This is a genomic window from Seonamhaeicola sp. MEBiC01930, from assembly GCF_045277075.1.
Classification (GTDB): domain Bacteria; phylum Bacteroidota; class Bacteroidia; order Flavobacteriales; family Flavobacteriaceae; genus Seonamhaeicola.
The window spans coordinates 839,261-858,554 of the sequence record NZ_CP104270.1 but is presented as its reverse complement, the minus strand read 5'-3'; the positions used below and the strand labels follow the sequence as shown (position 1 = coordinate 858,554).

General features: G+C 32.6%; 18 protein-coding genes. 12 read left to right on the top strand and 6 right to left on the bottom strand.

The features are described from left to right. Window position 1: 1 nt before the first annotated feature. The 4 genes from N1F78_RS03765 to N1F78_RS03750 all read left to right on the top strand — a co-directional run bounded on the left by N1F78_RS03765 (window position 2) and on the right by N1F78_RS03750 (window position 3,977). Window positions 2-1,618: a pyruvate dehydrogenase complex dihydrolipoamide acetyltransferase gene (locus tag N1F78_RS03765; protein ID WP_406684852.1), complete on the top strand. Its 1,617-nt coding sequence runs from the start codon at window positions 2-4 to the stop codon at window positions 1,616-1,618. 105 nt (window positions 1,619-1,723) lie between these two features. After that, the gene (locus N1F78_RS03760; RefSeq protein WP_406684851.1) at window positions 1,724-2,656 is read left to right on the top strand and encodes a M28 family metallopeptidase; all 933 of its coding nucleotides are present in this window, start codon (window positions 1,724-1,726) and stop codon (window positions 2,654-2,656) included. Continuing rightward, window positions 2,649-3,332, top strand: a complete 684-nt coding sequence (locus N1F78_RS03755) for an SDR family NAD(P)-dependent oxidoreductase (protein WP_406684850.1) — start codon at window positions 2,649-2,651, stop codon at window positions 3,330-3,332. Before N1F78_RS03760 ends, N1F78_RS03755 begins: the two co-directional genes overlap by 8 nt. A gap of 9 nt (window positions 3,333-3,341) precedes the next feature. After that, window positions 3,342-3,977 (top strand): HAD family hydrolase, encoded by a 636-nt coding sequence (locus tag N1F78_RS03750; RefSeq protein ID WP_406684849.1) that lies wholly within the window; start codon window positions 3,342-3,344, stop codon window positions 3,975-3,977. A gap of 83 nt (window positions 3,978-4,060) precedes the next feature. On the opposite strand, the gene N1F78_RS03745 is transcribed toward N1F78_RS03750, so the two are convergent. Further along, a complete protein-coding gene (locus N1F78_RS03745; protein WP_406684848.1) occupies window positions 4,061-5,509 on the bottom strand; it encodes a DUF3360 family protein in 1,449 nt (482 codons plus the stop codon). Between the two features lie 222 nt (window positions 5,510-5,731). Between N1F78_RS03745 and dnaG the strand changes: the two genes are divergently transcribed. Continuing rightward, entirely contained in the window at window positions 5,732-7,690 is a 1,959-nt protein-coding gene (gene dnaG, locus N1F78_RS03740; RefSeq protein WP_406684847.1) for a DNA primase, read from the top strand. Here the strand turns inward: dnaG and N1F78_RS03735 are convergent. Together N1F78_RS03735 and nadE are read right to left on the bottom strand one after the other, a co-directional pair. Beyond that, a complete protein-coding gene (locus N1F78_RS03735; RefSeq protein ID WP_406684846.1) occupies window positions 7,685-8,317 on the bottom strand; it encodes a response regulator in 633 nt (210 codons plus the stop codon). The genes dnaG and N1F78_RS03735 overlap by 6 nt on opposite strands. Window positions 8,318-8,415: 98 nt before the next feature. Beyond that, a complete protein-coding gene (nadE, locus tag N1F78_RS03730; RefSeq protein WP_406684845.1) occupies window positions 8,416-9,204 on the bottom strand; it encodes an NAD(+) synthase in 789 nt (262 codons plus the stop codon). Between the two features lie 92 nt (window positions 9,205-9,296). Here nadE and gldB point away from each other — a divergent pair, with 92 nt between their 5' ends. From gldB to N1F78_RS03705, 5 genes are all read left to right on the top strand, one after another. Beyond that, window positions 9,297-10,259: a gliding motility lipoprotein GldB gene (gene gldB, locus N1F78_RS03725; protein ID WP_406684844.1), complete on the top strand. Its 963-nt coding sequence runs from the start codon at window positions 9,297-9,299 to the stop codon at window positions 10,257-10,259. Window positions 10,260-10,268: 9 nt separating this feature from the next. After that, window positions 10,269-10,595: a gliding motility protein GldC gene (gene gldC / locus N1F78_RS03720; RefSeq protein ID WP_406684843.1), complete on the top strand. Its 327-nt coding sequence runs from the start codon at window positions 10,269-10,271 to the stop codon at window positions 10,593-10,595. Between the two features lie 222 nt (window positions 10,596-10,817). After that, the gene (locus N1F78_RS03715; protein ID WP_406684842.1) at window positions 10,818-11,426 is read left to right on the top strand and encodes a SprT-like domain-containing protein; all 609 of its coding nucleotides are present in this window, start codon (window positions 10,818-10,820) and stop codon (window positions 11,424-11,426) included. Then, window positions 11,419-12,498 carry a mannose-1-phosphate guanylyltransferase gene (locus N1F78_RS03710; RefSeq protein ID WP_406684841.1) on the top strand — a complete coding sequence of 360 codons (1,080 nt, stop codon included), beginning with the start codon at window positions 11,419-11,421 and terminating at the stop codon, window positions 12,496-12,498. Before N1F78_RS03715 ends, N1F78_RS03710 begins: the two co-directional genes overlap by 8 nt. A 64-nt stretch (window positions 12,499-12,562) precedes the next feature. Continuing rightward, window positions 12,563-14,032, top strand: coding sequence for a DUF389 domain-containing protein (locus N1F78_RS03705; RefSeq protein WP_406684840.1), 1,470 nt, complete (start codon window positions 12,563-12,565; stop codon window positions 14,030-14,032). 11 nt (window positions 14,033-14,043) lie between these two features. On the opposite strand, the gene N1F78_RS03700 is transcribed toward N1F78_RS03705, so the two are convergent. From N1F78_RS03700 to N1F78_RS03690, 3 genes are read right to left on the bottom strand one after another with little or no spacing between them, the layout of a single operon-like run. Continuing rightward, window positions 14,044-15,132, bottom strand: a complete 1,089-nt coding sequence (locus N1F78_RS03700) for a bile acid:sodium symporter family protein (protein ID WP_406684839.1) — start codon at window positions 15,130-15,132, stop codon at window positions 14,044-14,046. 29 nt (window positions 15,133-15,161) lie between these two features. Then, the gene (locus N1F78_RS03695; protein WP_406684838.1) at window positions 15,162-15,929 is read right to left on the bottom strand and encodes an ABC transporter ATP-binding protein; all 768 of its coding nucleotides are present in this window, start codon (window positions 15,927-15,929) and stop codon (window positions 15,162-15,164) included. Continuing rightward, complete coding sequence (locus N1F78_RS03690; protein WP_406684837.1) at window positions 15,929-16,666, bottom strand: MlaE family ABC transporter permease; 738 nt, start codon at window positions 16,664-16,666, stop codon at window positions 15,929-15,931. The genes N1F78_RS03695 and N1F78_RS03690 overlap by 1 nt, the downstream gene beginning before the upstream one ends. Before the next feature lie 112 nt (window positions 16,667-16,778). Here N1F78_RS03690 and pafA point away from each other — a divergent pair, with 112 nt between their 5' ends. Together pafA and N1F78_RS03680 are read left to right on the top strand one after the other, a co-directional pair. After that, entirely contained in the window at window positions 16,779-18,449 is a 1,671-nt protein-coding gene (pafA, locus tag N1F78_RS03685; RefSeq protein ID WP_406684836.1) for an alkaline phosphatase PafA, read from the top strand. A 1-nt stretch (window position 18,450) separates the two neighbouring features. Then, a complete protein-coding gene (locus N1F78_RS03680; protein WP_406684835.1) occupies window positions 18,451-19,257 on the top strand; it encodes a DNA/RNA non-specific endonuclease in 807 nt (268 codons plus the stop codon). Window positions 19,258-19,294 lie beyond the last annotated feature (37 nt).

The window sequence follows — 19,294 nt, the reverse complement described above, 5'->3', positions numbered from 1 at the left end:
TATGGCAATAGTAGTAAATATGCCGCGATTAAGTGATACCATGGAAGAGGGTACCGTTGCGGCTTGGTTAAAAAAGGTTGGAGATAAGATTGAAGAAGGAGATATTTTAGCAGAAATTGAAACAGATAAAGCTACTATGGAGTTTGAGTCTTTCAATGAAGGTACTTTACTTCATATTGGTGTTCAAGAAGGAGAGACAACAAAAGTAGATGAGCTTTTAGCTATTATTGGTGAAGAAGGTGAAGATATATCAGCTTTATTAAGTGGAGGTGGTTCAGCTCCAGTTGAAGAAACAAATGAGGCTGAGGTAGTAACAGAAGTTGCTCCTGTTGCAGCTGAAGAAAAGCAAGAAGCTGCTCCAGCTCAGGAATTACCAGAAGGAGTTGTTGTAGTTACAATGCCAAGGTTGAGTGATACCATGGAAGAAGGAACTGTGGCTCTTTGGATTAAAAAAGTAGGTGATACGGTTGAAGAAGGAGATATTTTAGCAGAAATTGAAACTGATAAAGCTACTATGGAGTTTGAATCATTTCAATCTGGAACATTACTTCATATTGGTTTGCAAGAAGGTGAATCTGCAAAAGTAGATGAACTTTTGGCAATTATTGGTCCTGCTGGAACAGATGTGTCTGCCGTTGCTACTAGTTTTAAAGCGGCACCATCAGTAGAGGCGCCTAAAACAGAAGCTCCTAAAACAGAAGCTCCTAAGGCAGAAGCTCCAAAGGCAACTGCTAAAAAAGAATCAAAACCTAAAAAACCAGTTAAATCTGCAGAGAGAGTATTTGTATCTCCGTTAGCTAAAAAAATGGCTGAAGAAAGAGGTATAAATTTATCTCATATTTCGGGTACAGGTGAAAACGGACGTATTGTTAAATTTGATATAGAGAATTTTGTTCCAGGAGCTGGTGCTATTGGTAAGTTTGTACCTACTGGTCAAGAAGATTTTGAAGAAGTTCCTAATTCTCAAATGAGAAAAGCAATTGCAAAATCATTAACAAAATCTAAATTCTCTGCGCCTCATTATTATTTGGCCGTAGAATTTGATATGGATAATGCCATTGCTTTCCGTAAACAATTTAACTCAATACCAGATACGAAAATATCTTTTAATGATATGGTAGTTAAAGCTTGTGCTTTAGCTTTAAAAGAACATCCACAAGTTAATTCTCAGTGGTTTGATGATAAAATGCGCTTAAATAACCATGTGCATATTGGTGTGGCTGTTGCTGTTCCAGATGGTTTGGTTGTTCCTGTAGTTCGTTTTACTAACGAGCAATCCTTACCTCAAATTGGAGCTGAAGTAAAAGAATTGGCTGGAAAGGCTAGAAACAAAAAATTAACACCAGATGAAATGTCTGGTAGTACTTTTACTGTTTCTAACTTAGGTATGTTTGGTATAGATTATTTTACATCTATTATCAATCAGCCTAACTCAGCAATATTGTCGGTAGGCGCTATTGTTCAAAAACCAGTAGTTAAAGAAGGTGAGATTGTTGTGGGTAATACTATGAAGTTAACCTTAGCTTGTGATCATAGAACTGTTGATGGAGCAACCGGTGCTCAATTCCTTCAAACTTTAAAAGGATATATTGAAAACCCTGTAACAATGTTGGTGTAATAGATCCTTATACTTAGTCAAAACTAGTAAAGAATTTAATATATTAAAAAAACCTGTTTCAAACGAAACAGGTTTTTTTATCTTTAGTTTTTTAAATAATTAGAGATGAAAAATATATTGGTTATTTGTGTTGTATTACTAATAGGTGGTTGTGGAACTAAAGCCAAACTTTCCGAAGAGGGTAGTATTAAAACATCTTTAGGGTATTTAGCTTCTGATGAATTAGAAGGTAGAAATACCGGTACAGCAGGTATTGAAAAAGCGGCAATATTTATTGAAAACTATTTTAGAAAAAATAAAGTTAGCCCTTACTTTACTAGCTATAGGGATAGTTTCAATCTTGATAAGATTGTTGGATATAACATAGTGGGATATGTTGAAGGAAATGATAAAAAACTAAAAGATGAATTTGTAATTCTTGGAGCACACTATGATCATATAGGTGTTATAAAAGAAGTTAATGGAGATACCATTGCAAATGGGGCTAATGATGATGCTTCAGGAACTGTGGCGGTAATGGAATGGGCAAAATATTTCGCTAACTCCAAAAGTAACAAAAGGAGTTTGCTGTTTACTTTATATGATGCTGAGGAAATGGGATTAAAGGGATCTAAGCATCTAGCAGAAAAGCTAAAAAAGGAAAATATTAAATTGTACACCATGATTAATTTTGAAATGATTGGAGTGCCAAGAGCCAAAACTAAGAAGTTAGCCTATATTACCGGTTATAATAAATCGAATATAGCTTCAAAAATTAATGAATATGCTGATATAGAAATTATTGATTATTTTTCAAAATCAGAAGATTATAACCTATTTAAAAGATCAGATAACTACCCTTTTTACCAACAGTTTGGAATTCCTGCACATGCCATTTCTACATTCGACTTTACTAATTTTGAATATTATCACCATGTTGATGACGAGGCCGGTTTAATTAATTATGCCCATATGACCTATTTTATAAATACAATGATTCCAGCAATAGAAGGGATAACTAATAGTGAATTACAAGAAATAAAAATGAATAATGAGTAAAAACATCATCATTACAGGAACTAGCAGAGGTATAGGTTTTGAACTAGTGAAGCTATTTGCAGAAGCGGGTCATAAGGTATTGGCATTGTCTAGAAACGAAAGGCCTATTCAGGAATTGGGCTTAGATAATGTTACAACTTTTCCTTTCGATTTAACTCTTTCTAAAGATTATAAAAGAGTTGAAACATTTATTGAGTTAAAGTTCAAAAGAGTTGATGTACTTATAAATAATGCGGGTGCTTTGTTAAATAAACCTTTTACAGAAACTACTATTGAAGATTTTGAGCATGTTTATAAAATAAATGTTTTTGGGGTTTCTGAAATGATTAGAACTTGTTTGCCTTTTATGAATAAGGAAAGTCATGTAGTAACAATAAGCTCAATGGGTGGGGTTCAGGGTAGTATGAAGTTTCCAGGTTTAGCAGCATATAGTTCAAGTAAAGGAGCAGTAATTACTTTAACTGAATTATTAGCTGAGGAATATAAGGATTCTGGGATCTCATTTAATGCTTTGGCTTTAGGTGCAGTTCAAACAGAAATGTTAGAAGAAGCATTTCCAGGGTATGAAGCACCAACTACAGCATTAGAAATGGCGAAATATATTATTGATTTTTCACTTACTGGAAATAAATACTATAATGGGAAATTGCTTCAGGTTTCAAATTCTACACCTTAAGACTAAACTATGAGCAAATACAAATGCGTAATTTTTGATTGTGATGGTGTTTTAGTTGATAGTGAGGTTATAGGTAATCAAGTATTGGTTGATATGGCAAATGAATATGGAGCCAATATTAATATTGAATATGCCTTTAATCATTTTAAAGGAAGCTATATAGACGCTTGTGTTGAGAAGATTAAAAAGCTTGTTGCACATCCAATAAAGGATGGTTTTATTGATGAATATCGCCATAGAAGTTATGAAGCCTTTAAAGAAAATATAAAACCTGTAAAGGGTGTTAAATATGTTTTGGATAACTTAGACTTACCATTTTGTGTTGCTTCAAGCGGACCAGAGGAAAAAATTAAACTCAATTTAGGGTTAACAAATCTCTTGTCATATTTTGAAGGTAAAATTTTTAGCTGTTATGCTATTCAAAAATGGAAACCAGAACCAGATGTTTTTCTTTGGGCTTCTGAAATTATGGGATTTAAACCAGAAGAATGTTTAGTGATTGAAGATAGTATTTCTGGGGTGAAAGCAGCTAAGGCTGGTGGGTTTGATGTGTTTGGTTATACTGAGCATGATTATAAAAATGAGTTGCAAGCATTAGCTGCTAGGACTTTTAATAGTATGGAACAGCTCTTAAAGATGATTTAATTATCAATACAATTATCTTATTATATAGCTGTTTAAAATTTATATTGACCAATACAAACTTTAAACAGCGATATAAATAGTTTCTAAAAAATACCAGGAATCCCTGGAAGTTGTCCTACTAAGGCAAGAGAAACAATACAAACAAGAAACATTATTCCAGGAATAATTAGTTTTTCTTTTAGAGATAATTCTTTTGCTCTATCTCTATCTCCAATTAACCCTAGATTATCAAGTAACATAGTTAAGGCCCAACCAAATACAGGGTTTACAAAGGCACAGGCAAAAATACAAGTCCCCGCACTGAGTGAATCATTATGTTTGTTCACCATTTGCATTCCTGCTTCCAATAGAGGTAAAAATACTCCAACTATTAATGCAACTCTAAGTACAGGTTCCCACATTGCCAAATCCATTGGATAACCAAAAATGGCAGCTAAAACACAAAGTAAAGCTGTTAGTACAGCTCCTCCAGGTATAGGGCGTTTTGCTATTGCGGCAGGTATCATATAGGTTCCCCATGAAGAGGCTATGTTTCCACCACCTAAAAATGCTCCAACAACTTGACGAATTGATGCAACAGTCATGGTATCATCAACATCCATCAGAACATCCTTGGCTTTTTTAGGATAGTTAAGTTCTTGAAAAACACGATGACCTAAATAGTCTGGAGACCACATGGCTACGGCTAAAATAGCAAATGGAATTACAGCAATATAATGGCCAAAATCAGGCCACCCTAGTTGCCAACCTGTATTTTCTCCCCACCACCAAAATGGATTCATATGCGGTAATCCTGGTTCGGTAGTAAACTCAAAATGAGCGCCCATAGCAAAAGCAATGATACCTGCAACAGCAGAGCATAAAGGTATGGCTAGCCATCTTTTTTTAATACGAGCTAAGTACGCATATATAAATATGGTAATACCAATTACAACAAATGATATTGTACTTGTATTGGCATTTGAAGCCCATGTTTCAAATTTGGTTATCTGTCCAATTAGGCCTACAGCTCCTAGGTATATTAGCAGCCCCCCACGTACTCCAACTCCCGTTAAAGCCATAAGTTTAGAACCTCCTTTAGTAATACTTAATGTAAGGCCAAAAACACCTATTAAAATTCCTAAAGCAAGCGGGTGGCCACCTGCTGCCGCAATGATTGGAATTAATGGAATCATGGGTCCATGTGTTCCCGCTAAATTTGCACGTGGATTTAAAATCGCTGAAAATATTATAACAAATATTCCACCAGCAATTAATAATTCATATCTAACATTTTCAGCAACAAATTCTGGTGAAAGCCCAAATTGTATTGCAAATGCGGCTACCATAGCCGTAACCATTACAACTTTACCAATAGTTGCGGCTAAAGCGGGAACCCAATCTTCAAGTTCTATGTGGAAATCTCTAAAAGGTAGGTGAACTCTCCAGCGCTTGAACTTCATTATTGATAGCTCGTGCTCCAAATAGTCCTGTCTTTTTTCAAACTCAGTTGATTTTTTTCGTTTTTCTTTGTAAGTATTGTTTTTACTCATTGTTATTGACTCTTAAAGTTCAAAATTGTTCTTCAAGCATACATTCGAAATAAAAATGCGGCTCAATTTTATCTTCGCAAAATTAATACGGGAAGGTGGTTTCAAATATGAGATTTATCATATTTAGGAGGTGTTAATCTTAAAAAGTAAAGACCGAAAGCTTTAATTTCTAAAATCAAATCATTAATATTACATTTACATTTTTCTAAAATATTTTATTAGTTGATATCGCCATCTTCCATAGATCAAGTATTTGAAACTGCCAGAGTTGAGGAGGTAATTGGTGATTTTGTGAACTTAAAAAAAGCTGGAAGTAATTTTAAGGGGTTGAGTCCATTTAGTGATGAGCGCACACCTAGTTTTATGGTGTCTCCAGTAAAACAGATTTGGAAAGACTTTAGTACTGGGAAAGGAGGGAATGTTGTGGCATTTTTAATGGAACATGAACACTTCACTTATCCGGAAGCTATAAAATATCTCGCTAAGAAGTATAATATTGAAATTGAGGAAACGGAGCAAACCAATGAGCAAAAAGAAGCGGCCAATGAGCGCGAGAGTTTGTATCTGGTTAGTGAATTTGCAAATGACTATTTTCAAAATATATTGCATAAAACTGATCAAGGAAAATCTATAGGGCTTAGTTATTTTAAAGAACGGGGTTTTACAGATGAGACCATAAGGAAATTTAATTTAGGGTATTCCCTTGATGAGTGGCAAGCCTTTACAGATGAAGCTTTGAAAAAAGGTTATAACATAGAGTTTCTTGAAAAAACGGGGCTATCTATAGTTAAACCTGATAAGCATTTTGATAGGTTTAAAGGGCGTGTTATGTTTCCTATTAAGAGCATGAGTGGTCGTGTTCTAGGTTTTGGTGGGCGTATTTTAATTAATGATAAAAAAGCAGCCAAATACCTAAATTCCCCTGAAAGTGATATCTACCATAAGAGTAAGGTGCTATATGGGATTTATAGCGCTAAACAGAGTATTGCCAAAGAAGATAATTGTTATCTAGTTGAAGGTTACACTGATGTGATTCAGTTTCACCAAACAGGAATAAATAATGTAGTTTCTTCATCGGGTACAGCCTTAACTTCGGAACAGATTAGATTAATAAACAGGCTTACAAAGAATATAACTGTACTTTTTGATGGGGATGCTGCAGGTATGCGTGCTTCACTTCGTGGAATTGATTTAATATTAGAGCAAGGAATGAATGTAAAAGTTTGTTCTTTTCCTGAAGGAGAGGATCCCGATAGTTTTGCTAAACAGAACACTTTGGAGGAACTCAGGTTGTATCTCGAAAAGAATGCCAAAGATTTTATTCAATTTAAGGCAGGGGTTTTGTACGAAGATTCTAAAGATGACCCAATAAAGAAGGCCGAAACTGTTAGAGATATTGTAAACAGTATTTCTAAGATTCCAGATAGAATAAAAAAGGAAATTTATATTCAGGAGTGTGCCAGAATTATGGATATTAGTGAGGAAGTTCTCTTTAGCACGTTAGCTCAAATAAATAAAAAGGAATTTCAAGAAGAAAGCAAACAGTTTAAAAAACAGCAAAAAGCTTTTGAGGTTGTTAAGCACAAGCAGCCATTAAAAAAAGTTAATGTTCAGTACCTTCTAGAACGAAAAATTATAGAATTACTATTGCTTTATGGTAACAAAAAGGAGGAGTTTGAAGATTTGGTTTTAAAGGAAAACGATAAAGGTGAATTAATTTTAGAACCTGTAATTCAGCAGGCAAAAGTATTTGAAAAAATATACTTAGATCTTCAAGATGATGAGATGCAGTTTTCAAATGAACAATTCAGGTCTTTGTATTATACCGTAATTGACCGTTTAAACCAAAATCCAGAGTTTGATCTTAAATTGTTTATTAACTCTGTAGACCAGGAAACGGCAAACGAAATAACAACCATCTTAATGGAAGATGAGCGTTATACATTAGATGATTGGCAGCGAATGAATATTTTCCCAAAAGAAAAAATACATACGGTTGCGCAATTGGTTAGTGAAACAATTTTAAGCCTGCGATGCTTTTTAATAGACCTAAAGGTAAAAGAATTTCAACAAGAAACTTTACAAAATAAAAATGATGTAAATAAAACTGTTCTTGAAGAAGTTAAAGACTACTCAGGCTTAAAAATGTTATTATCTAGAAAACTTAACCGAGTGTTATAGTTGGTCTGCAAGTTTAGCTTGATTAACTAAATCTACCAAATTAGTAACTTTGAGCTTACGCATTAAACGTGCTTTATATGTACTAACGGTTTTTTCATTAATATCTAGCTCTTTAGATATCTCCTTGTTTTTTCTACCAATGGTTAATAATTTAAGAACTTCTGCTTCTCTGGTAGAAAGCTTTTTGTAAAAAGAACCACTACTTTTTCCAACTCTATTTCCAAAAGCTAGTTGTTGTGTTAACTCATTACTTAAATAAATGCCACCTTCATGTACTTTCATAATGGCTTCATTTATAGTTATTACATTTACAGTTTTAGAAATATAACCAGAAGCGCCTGCTTTTATTGCATTTATGGCGTATACTTCTTCAGGTTGACCACTAAATATAATAGTTTTAACATCTGGATGGTCATGTTTTAAATGACGTAACAAGGTTAAACCATTAAGCTTAGGGAAGTCAGCCTCAGTTAAAATAATGTCTACAGGGTTTTTCTTTAAAAAATCCAAGATGGCATCGCCATCGTCAACACTTCCTATAATTTTTATGTTTGGAGATGCTGAGAAAAGAACTTCTAGTCCCTTTCTAGTGATAGGGTGATTGTCTGCTATTAATAATTTAATCATAATTTGGTTGTTTTTGCATAATTATTTTTGAGAGATAATTATAAGTTGAGAGAATATGCAACTACAAAAGTAATGATTTCCTGAAGATTTTACAAAAATTACCTGAAATTATTAGGAATATCGCAAACAGGGATAGGAATCATTTTATGCTTATTAGCATTATTGAACCTTTTGTAAATTTTAAAAACGGTACGTTCCCTACCTTCAAAATCACTTTCTGTCTTTCTTTTATCATCCATTTTCATAGCCCATTCTAGTTCTGGATAAGAGGCACCAATTTGGTCTTCGTCACTTCTCGTATCACCAAATAATCCATCACTAGGTGCTGCATTCATAATAGAATCTGGTACTTGTAATTGTTCACCTAATCGATAAACTTCAGATTTCATTAAATCTGCTATTGGGCTTAAGTCTACACCTCCGTCTCCATATTTTGTATAAAAGCCAACACCAAAATCTTCAACTTTGTTTCCGGTTCCCGCAACTAAAAGTTTATATAATCCTGCATAGTAATAAAGGGTTGTCATACGTAATCTGGCTCTAGTGTTTGCTAAAGCCATGTCAACAATAGCTTCATCACCCTCTAGTAAAACTTCAGTTTTAAATTCTTCAAAAACAGGTGTTAAATCGGCCCTAGTATCGCTAACATTATCAAATCTATTCTTTAATTGCGCTATATGTTCATGGGCTCTACTTACATGACTTTTGGCCTGGTGTATTGGCATTTCAACCACCAAAACTTTCATGCCAGTTTTTGCACATAAAGTTGATGTTACCGCAGAATCAATACCGCCCGAAACACCAACAACAAAACCATTAACACCAGCTTTAGTAGCGTAATCTTTTAGCCAATTAACAATATAATCAACAACTTTTTCTGTTTGCATATTAAATGAATTTAATTCTAAGAATAGTACCTTTGTAAACAAAAATAAACGAAAGACTCAAGTAATAAAAATTTATGTCGTTTAAGTTTCATATGAAGAACTTTTTATTCTTTTTATTAATAATTACAGCAATTGTTTCTTGTAATAAAAGCAATCGGCTTGAAAAAGAAATAGCTTTAATAAATACAGATATTGAAGTTGAACGTTTTGATAGATATGTAGCCCAAGCCTCTTTAAATGATTTTCCTAAATTAAAAAAGGCATATCCTTTCATGTTTTCTGAAAATGAAAGTGATTCTTCCTGGGTAGAAACTAAAAGGGATACTTTTCAAATACAATTATTTACAGAGGTTGATAAGATTTTTGGAGATTTTAAAAAAAATGAAGAAGAAATAGAGTCTTTTTTTAATCATGTAAAATACTATTTCTCTGAATTCAATCTGCCACGAATCATTACAACTACAAATTATGTTCGTTTTAGAAATCGTACTATTGTTACTGATACAATTGTAGTTTTAGCTTTGGATAGTTATTTAGGAAGTGATCATGAGTTTTACGGAAACATTCAAAAATTTATAACAGCTAATTTAAATCAAGAGCAAATAGTAGTTGATCTTGCTGGCGAATACGCCAAAAAATTCATTTACCAAAAGCAAAATAAAACCTTACTAGATGAAATGATTTATCATGGTAAACAACTTTATTTTAAAGATAGGCTTGTTCCGTTTAAAACGGAGGCACAAAGAATTGGCTATACTCCAAAACAAATGGAATGGGCCAAGATTAATGAAAGTGATATATGGCGATATTTTGTAGAGCGGGAGCTACTTTTTAGTACTGATTCTAAATTGCCAAGCAGATTTATTAACCCAGCTCCATTTACCAAGTTTTATATAGAAGAAATTGATGCCGATTCACCTGGAAGAATTGGGCAATTTGTTGGCTGGCAGATTGTGAGGTCTTTTATGAATCAAAATGAGGTGTCTTTAAAAGAGATGCTTGTAAAATCTCCTGAAGAAATTTATAATAATACTAAGTATAAACCAAAAAGATAATAGCAAAAAATGCATACTTCTAAAATAGAATTAAATGTTGAATTAGATGAGAATAAAGTGCCCGAAAAACTGTCATGGTCTGCACAAGATGGAGGAATAGATAATGAAGAAGCTAAGGCAATGATGTTGAGTGTATGGGATTCTAATACTCAGGAGTCTTTAAGAATTGATTTATGGACTAAAGATATGCCTGTAGACGAAATGAAAGTGTTCTTTCATCAAACATTAGTATCTATGAGTGATACTTTTAAAAGAGCTACTCAAGATGAAAAGATGACAGCTACTATGAAAGATTTTTGTGATTATTTTGCTGAGAAGCTGGAGTTAAAAAAGTAAGGTGCAACGGTAAAAGGTTGTTTGAAAAAAACAAGCTTACGCCATAAATAAAATATGTTTTTAAACTTAGTGATATTTTGCATTGTCAAACGGATGCCTTCTTTTGCTGGATTTTAGCTAAATTATTTCGGCCATTTAAGGAATCTGCACTATCATGAAATTCATTAAAGAAGTGATAGTCAATTCTTTTTTACTTCTAATAATTGCCGTATTTTTACATAAATGCAATCCCAAATACAACAATATATACCAGAGCCTGCTTTACACCAAGTTTTAAAACTTTTGGAGCATGATAATCTTGTGGTAAAAATAAAAAAGGAACGAAAGACACGTCATGGGGATTACAGAGCCTTACCTAATAATAAACATCAAATTACAATCAATTCTAATTTAAATGAGTACAGGTTTTTAATTACTTTAATTCATGAGGTAGCCCATTTTGAAGCATATAATTTGTATGGAAGATTTATAAAACCTCATGGTGTTGAATGGAAAAGGGTGTTTCAAAAATTAATGTTACCGTTTTTAAACCCCGAAGTGTTTCCTAATCACCTATTGCAGCTTTTAGCAGGACACTTTAAAAACCCTAAAGCCAGCAGTGATACTGATGTTAATTTAGCGTTAGCTTTAAAACAATATGACGAGCCTAACGATAAAACTTATATTTTTGATGTACCACTAGAAAGCGCATTTAAACTTTATAATGGTAAAGTATTTAAAATGGGTAAAAAACGGGTAAAACGATTTGAGTGTGTTGAAGTAAATACGGGAAAGATGTACCTTTTTAACCCTAATGTTGAAGTTGAATTACTAGAAAAAAGAAATGAATAAAAATTACTACGCCGTATTAATGGCAGGAGGTGTTGGGTCTAGGTTTTGGCCTGTGAGTACACAAGAGTTTCCTAAACAATTTCATGATATGTTGGGAACAGGTGATACTTTGATTCAAAAAACATTTCAAAGACTTGCTAGGTTAATTCCAAAGGAAAATATTTTCATTTTAACCAATGAAAGGTATAATGATTTGGTTCTTGAACAATTGCCGGAGGTAGAACAGCGTCAAGTTGTATTAGAACCTGCTATGAGAAATACGGCGCCCTGTATTCTATATGCATCGTTGAAAATTCAAAAGGAAAACCCAGATGCAGTGATGATTGTAGCTCCAAGTGATCACTGGATTGAAGACGAAACTACTTTTGCTAAAAACGTAGAAACAGCATTTAATTATTGTTCTGAAAATGATGCATTAATGACTTTAGGTATTCAACCTACCTTTCCAAATACAGGTTATGGGTATATAGAGTATGATAAAAGCTCATCAGAAGAAATAAAAACAGTTAATCAATTTAGAGAAAAACCAGATTATGAAACTGCTAAAGAATTTCTTGCACAAGGAAATTTTCTATGGAATGCAGGTATTTTTATGTGGAGTGTAGCTTCAGTTCTAAAAGCGTTTAAAAATAATAAGCCTGTATTATTTGAGCATTTTGAAAAGGGTATTTCTAGTTATAACACTGGTGAAGAAAAAGCTTTTATAAAGGAAAACTATCCGAAAGCAGAAAATATTTCTATTGATTATGCCATTATGGAAAAGTCTCATAATGTTTTTGTTATTGCTGCGGAATTTGATTGGAATGATTTAGGTACTTGGGGTAGTTTATTTGATAAATTAGATAAAGACGAATCTGAAAATGCCATAGTTAACGCAAGAACCTTAACTGAAGATGCTTCAGGGAATATGATTAGAACAAAGAACAATAAAATTGTTGTTGTTGATAGTTTAAGTGATTATATTATTGTTGATAAAGAAGATGTTTTGCTAATTTACCCAAAGGAAAAAGAGCAAGATATTAAGAAAACACTTCAAAGCGTAAAAGATAAATTTGGTGAGCAATACGGTTAATATTCCAAATACATTGTGTTCTAAAATTATATTATATTCGTAAACACGAGTTAATTTAGCTACAATGGAAGAAAATAAATTTAATTTTTCTGAAGAGGAATCTGAAAAAAACAAAGATCAAAAGGTAGAGCAATCTAAAGAAAATGTAAAAAAGGATGCTCAAGGTTTATTTGCAAGTATATCAAAATTTCTAAATGAATTATTAGATTTTAGGGAAGATACTGATAGAAATGCCACTATTGAAGCTATAAAGAATGATATTCCATTTAAAGGTGCAACAGCATGGATATTGGTTTGTTCTATATTTGTTGCTTCTATTGGTTTAAACGCAGATTCTACTGCTGTAGTTATTGGTGCTATGTTAATTTCTCCGCTTATGGGGCCTATTTTAGGAATAGGTATGTCTATAGCAATTAATGATATTGATACTTTAAAAAAGTCTTTAGTAAACCTAGCTACAATGATAGTTTTGAGTTTATTAACGGCATTTTTGTTTTTTAAGTTTTTTCCAACGGCAGATATAATGACCAACGAACTTTTTGGTCGTACCAAACCAGATCTAAGAGATGTGTTTATTGCATTTTTTGGTGGTCTAGCTTTAATAATTGCACGAACCAAAAAAGGAACTATTGCTTCAGTTATTTTTGGTGTAGCAATTGCAACAGCCTTAATGCCTCCACTTTGTACAGCGGGGTATGGTTTAGCTCATAATTTCGATTACTTTTTAGGAGCAATGAATTTGTTTACTATAAACACTATTTTCATTGCGTTGGCTACATTTATTGTGTTAAAGCTTTTGCGCTTTCCAATGCTTAAGTATGCAAATTCTAAGAAGCGCAAGCGTATTGCAAGATTGGCTTCATTAGTAGCCATAATTGTAATGATTTGGCCTACTATTAGCTTTGTTGATTTTTATAGGCAAAGTGGTTATGAGAATGATTATAATAGTTTTATTTCTGATGAGGTTACTTCAAATAGAGAGTTGTGGTTTCAAAATGGAACGTTAAATTCTGAGTCTAAGAAAATAACATTATACTTCAATGGTGAGATTTCTGAAGCAACTGAAGTAGATTTACGTAACGAATTAAAACGTTATGAGAAAATTAATGATTTTGAATTAGAGATTAGCGGTAATAAAAATAGAAGCTTTGATAAAATATCTGAAGCCTATGATAGAGCTATTAGAGATCTAGATAATAAGGATAATATTATTGCTGGTCTTCAAAAACAGATAACAGAATTACAAGAAAATATCACAAATTTAAATCAGCAAGTGGAGGCTAAAGGCACCGGAAATGAAATATCATTCACCAATTTGTCTAGAGATGCAAAGGTGAGGTTTAAAGATTTAGAGTATTTTGGGTATTCTAACATGCTTACATCAAAAGATTTTATTAATGTTGATACAATATCTGCTCTAAGCCTAAAATGGAATAAAAATTTATCAGATAGTATTCGATTGCAAAAGGAAAATGAGCTTAAAGACTGGTTGAAAAAAGAATTAAAACGGGATAATATTCTAATTTTAAAATAAGAATAACAACGTTATTTCTTATCATATTTTGAAGGGTCTTTATCTCTCCACCAAGATGCAAGGGCAGATCCAGATATATTCATCCATGGACCAAAAACAGCAGGAGCCAGTCCTACAGTGGCTACTTTTCCAATTTCAATAGCAATTCCAGAAGCTAAACCACCATTTTGCATACCAACTTCTAAGGCTATTGTTCTGCAATCTGCTTCTTTCATTTTTAACAATCTACAACTCCAATAACCTAAAAAGTAACCTGCACTATTGTGAATTATAGCTGCCAGAATTAGCAGGAGTCCAATTTCAAGTAAACTATCTCTTCCTGCGGCTGTGATAATGGCTATAATTAATGCAATAGCCCCCATTGAAATTTTTGGAAGCACTTTATCTAACCATGAAAGCTTACCATGAAAAATTTGATTAAATACCAATCCGGCAATTATAGGTAGTATGACCATCTTAATAATGCTAAACATCATTTTCCAAACATCTATAGGTATAAATTCACCCGCAAAAGTTTGCATTAAAAAAGGCGTCAACAATGGTGCTAATAAAGTAGCTATAGATGTTAAAGTAATTGATAATGCTAAATTAGCTTTAGCAAGGTATACCATAACATTTGATGCTAATCCACTTGGGGAACATCCTATTAATACAATTCCTGCAGCAATTTCACTACTAAAACCAAAAAAATGAGCTATAGAAAAACCTAAAATGGGCATTATTGTAAACTGACAAATTAGACCAATAAAAACACCTTTAGGCATATTTATAACACCTTTAAAATCTTTAATACTCATGGAAGTACCCATTCCAAACATTATTATTTGAAGTAAAGGAACAATGAGTAATTTTAATTCAAAATCACCAATTTTTATAAATAATTTTGGAAAAAACATAGCTAAGGCTACCATGCCAAAAATTAAAATAGTGAAAGAAAAACTTCTATATTTAGTTGAGCTAGCAGATGCAACAGCCAATGAAATGAAGCATAAAACTAAAGAAATCCCTACCCAACTATAGTTGTTAATAAATAACATTGTTAAGACAATAATTAACCAAATACCTGTAAATATTAGTGAAAGTTTAGTTGTATTTTTCATAAGTATTGCAGCAAGTTTATATTGGTGTATTACTCATTTTCTTCTAAATACATTTTACGTACTTTTTTAAATAAGTTTGAAGAATAAACAAAGTCTGTTACAGATTCATTATCTGTTTTAAAAATAGTTTTGTTTGAGCCCTCCCAAGCTTTTAATCCATTTTTCAGAAATACAATTTTTTCACCTATTTCCATAACGGAGTTCATGTCATGAGAATTAATAACAGTAACTATTTGATATTCGTCTGTTATTTCCTTAATAAGATTATCTATTACAATAGCGGTTTTGGGGTCTAAACCAGAGTTAGGTTCATCACAAAACAAGTATTTTGGATTGTTTACAATAGCACGAGCAATAGCCACACGTTTTTGCATACCACCAGAGGCTTCACTTGGCATTTTATTATGAGCTTCTGGCAGGTTAACCCGTTTTAGAACAATATCTGCTCGGTCTTCCATTTCACTTTTACTCATTTTAGTAAACATTTGTAACGGAAACATTACATTTTCAAGAATGGTCATGGAGTCAAAAAGTGCACTTCCTTGAAAAACCATACCTATTTCAGCTCGTAAATCTCTTTTTTGGTCTTCAGATAATTCAGAAAATATTTTCCCGTCGTAAGAAATAGAACCTTCTTCATAAGGAAACAAACCTAGTAAACATTTTAAAAAAACAGTTTTTCCAGAACCACTTTGTCCTATAATTAGATTTGTTTTTCCTTTTTCAAAAGTAGTGCTAATGCCTTTTAAAATTTCAGAATCTCCAAACGACTTATGTAAATTTTTAACTATAATCATTAGCCTAACAGCATTCCGGTTAAAATATAATTTAATAGAATTATTACTACAGATGTCCATACAAAAGCAGTTGTACTTGCTTTTCCAACTTCTAGCGCGCCACCTTGCATATAATATCCGTGAAAAGACGGGATTGTTGCTAAGGCAAAAGCAAAAACATATGTCTTTATAAAAGAATAGGTAATATGAAATCCATCAAAATCTGTTTGTAATCCTAAAATATAATCTTCTAAACTCGTATAGCCACCAAAAACGCAAGCAGCCATACCGCCTAAAATACCCAAAAACATACCAATGGCAATTGCAAAGGGATATAATAATAAAGCAATAGTCTTGGGGAATACAAGGTAATTTAACGAGTTAATCCCCATGACTTCCAGAGCGTCAATTTGTTCTGTAACACGCATGGTCCCAATACTTGATGTAATGAAAGATCCTACCTTTCCCGCCATAATAATAGAAGTAAATGTTGGAGCGAATTCTAAAATAACAGATTGTCTTGTTGCAAAACCAACTAAATACCTCGGAATAAGTGGATTTTCAATATTTAAAGCGGTTTGAATGGTAATAACTCCACCAACAAAAAATGAAATAAAAGCAATAATTCCTAAAGAACCAATTATTAAATCATCAATATCTTTTAAAATCAATGTCCTCATTACAGACCACTTCGTTGGTTTGCGGAACATTTCTGCAATCATCAAAAAATATTTACCAATATTATGAAGGTATTTCATATATAAATTTGTTAATGCTAAAGTAAAAAAAAGTTACAGGTATTTAACCTTAATTTTAAATAATGATGTTTTAAAAACTGTATTTTTGAACTCTAAAAATGTTAATTGTAAAATGAAAAACATAATTTCCTTTTTGTTAATAGCGGCTTCGGTCTTTTCTTGTAAAGCTCAAATAACAGTTGAGTCTGAAGAAACAAGTGAACGGAAAATTTCTTTAACAAACCCCAAATTGGTTGTTGCCATTGTTGTAGACCAAATGCGTTATGATTATTTAACACGTTTTGAAAGCAAGTATGGTAATGGAGGATTCAAACGCATGATGCAAGAAGGTTTCAATTGTAAAAACAATCATTTTAATTATGTACCTACTTATACTGGACCTGGGCATGCTTCAGTTTTTACAGGAACTACACCAAATAATCATGGAATTATTGCTAATGATTGGTTTGATAGAACCTTAGGTAGAACTGTAAACTGTGTAGAGGACAGAACTGTTGAACCACTTGGAACAAATAGTAATGATGGGAGAAAGTCGCCAAAAAGAATGGTGTCAACTACTTTTACTGACGAAAACAGGTTGTTTACACAAATGAGAGGTAAAACCATAGGTATATCTATTAAACATAGGGGGGCTATTTTACCTGCGGGACATACGGCAAATGCGGCATACTGGTTTGATTATGAAAATAAAGGCTCAGGCAACTGGATTAGCAGTACTTATTACATGAAAGATCTACCAAAGTGGGTTAAAGATTTTAATTCATCAAATATTACAGAGTCTTATTTTAAAATATGGGATACCTACTATGATATAAATACCTATACAGAAAGTGGTAGTGATAACAATGATTTTGAGAGAGTTTTTAAAGGAAAAGAGACACCAACATTTCCATATGATTTGAATAAACTTAAAGGTTCAAATGGTAATTTTAAAATTATTGCAGAATCACCTTATGGAGATAATTTGACCACAGATTTTACTATTGCCGCAATTGATGGTGAAAATTTAGGAAAAGATGATATCACAGATGTTTTAACCGTGAGTTATTCTAGTCCTGATAAAGTTGGTCATGATTTTGGAGTTAATTCTAAGGAAATTGAGGATGTTTACATTCGATTAGATAAAGATTTGAAAAGGCTATTTGATACGCTTGATGATAAGGTTGGAAAAGGAGAATATACCGTGTTTTTAACTGCAGATCATGGGGTTGCAAATATTCCTAGGTATCTAGAAAGTTTAAATATTCCATCAGGATATTTCACTTCCAAAGAACTTAAAACAAAATTAAATGCTTTTGTTTTAGAGGAGTTTAAGACTACAGGTTTAATTAGAAATGTTAGTAACAATCAAATTTTTTTGAATAGAAAAAAAATAAAGGAACTAGGCTTGGATTTAACATTTGTTCAACAAAAGCTGGTTAATGAAATCATTTCATATAAAGATATCTACAAGGTGTATTCGGCTACTAGTATGAGTAATAACTCTTTCCACAATGGAATTGAACATCTATTGCAAAACGGCTATAACCAAAAACGTTCAGGTGATATTTTAACTGTTCCATATCCAGGTTATATTTATTATCGTAAAACGGGTACAACTCATGGGTCTGGTTTTTCATATGATACGCATGTGCCTCTATTGTTTTTTGGAAAAGGGATTAAACATGGGGAGACTTTACAAAAAACGGTAATTCCTGATATTGCTCCAACCATATCAGCGCTTTTAGGTATTAGTTATCCAAGTGGTTCAACAGGTCGGCCTTTAGGGTTTGTTTTAGATTAGAATGAGGAGAAGGACTATATATTCTTTACTTGCAATAATTATATTGCTTACTGTGTTAGGTTATGAGTTTTTTTTAGATGAAGAGGTTAAAACCGAAATTATCGTTGAAGGTAAAAAGGTAAAAGATAATACTAACGAGTTTTTTTTACCAACAAGTACCACAGGACAAATTGTACATCATGACGCTTATTCTCTGTCATATAATGAAACTCATGAACAGGCCGAATGGGTGGCTTATGAGTTGAAAAAATTACATCTATCAAATACAAATTTTAAACGTCCTTTTTTTGAAATAGATAATGCTGTTAAAACAGAAGCAGCTCATTGGCGTAATTATAAAAACTCTGGTTACGATCGAGGTCATTTATGTCCTGCAGCAGATAGAAAATATAGTAAAGAAGCTCATGATGAAACATTTTTAACCAGTAATATAAGTCCACAAACACATGATTTTAACTCTGGGATATGGAATAGACTTGAACAAAAAGTGCGTTATTGGGCAGATAGATATAATGGTGTTTTTGTGGTGACAGGAGGTGTTTTAAAAGGTAATATGAAAACTATAGGAGAAGAATACGTGTCTGTGCCTAATCAGTTTTATAAAGTGCTAATAGATAATAACACAGGAAAAACTAAAATGATTGCGTTTTTGATACCACATAAAAATTCTAACAAACCTTTATATGAATTTGTTGTACCTGTAGATGATGTTGAAGAATTAACAGGTATTGATTTCTTTCCAGAATTAGAAGATACTATAGAGAACAGTTTAGAAGCTGCTTCTTTATATAGAGAATGGTTTAAATAAAACTTACCATTAAAAAAACACATAATAAACTAATAAA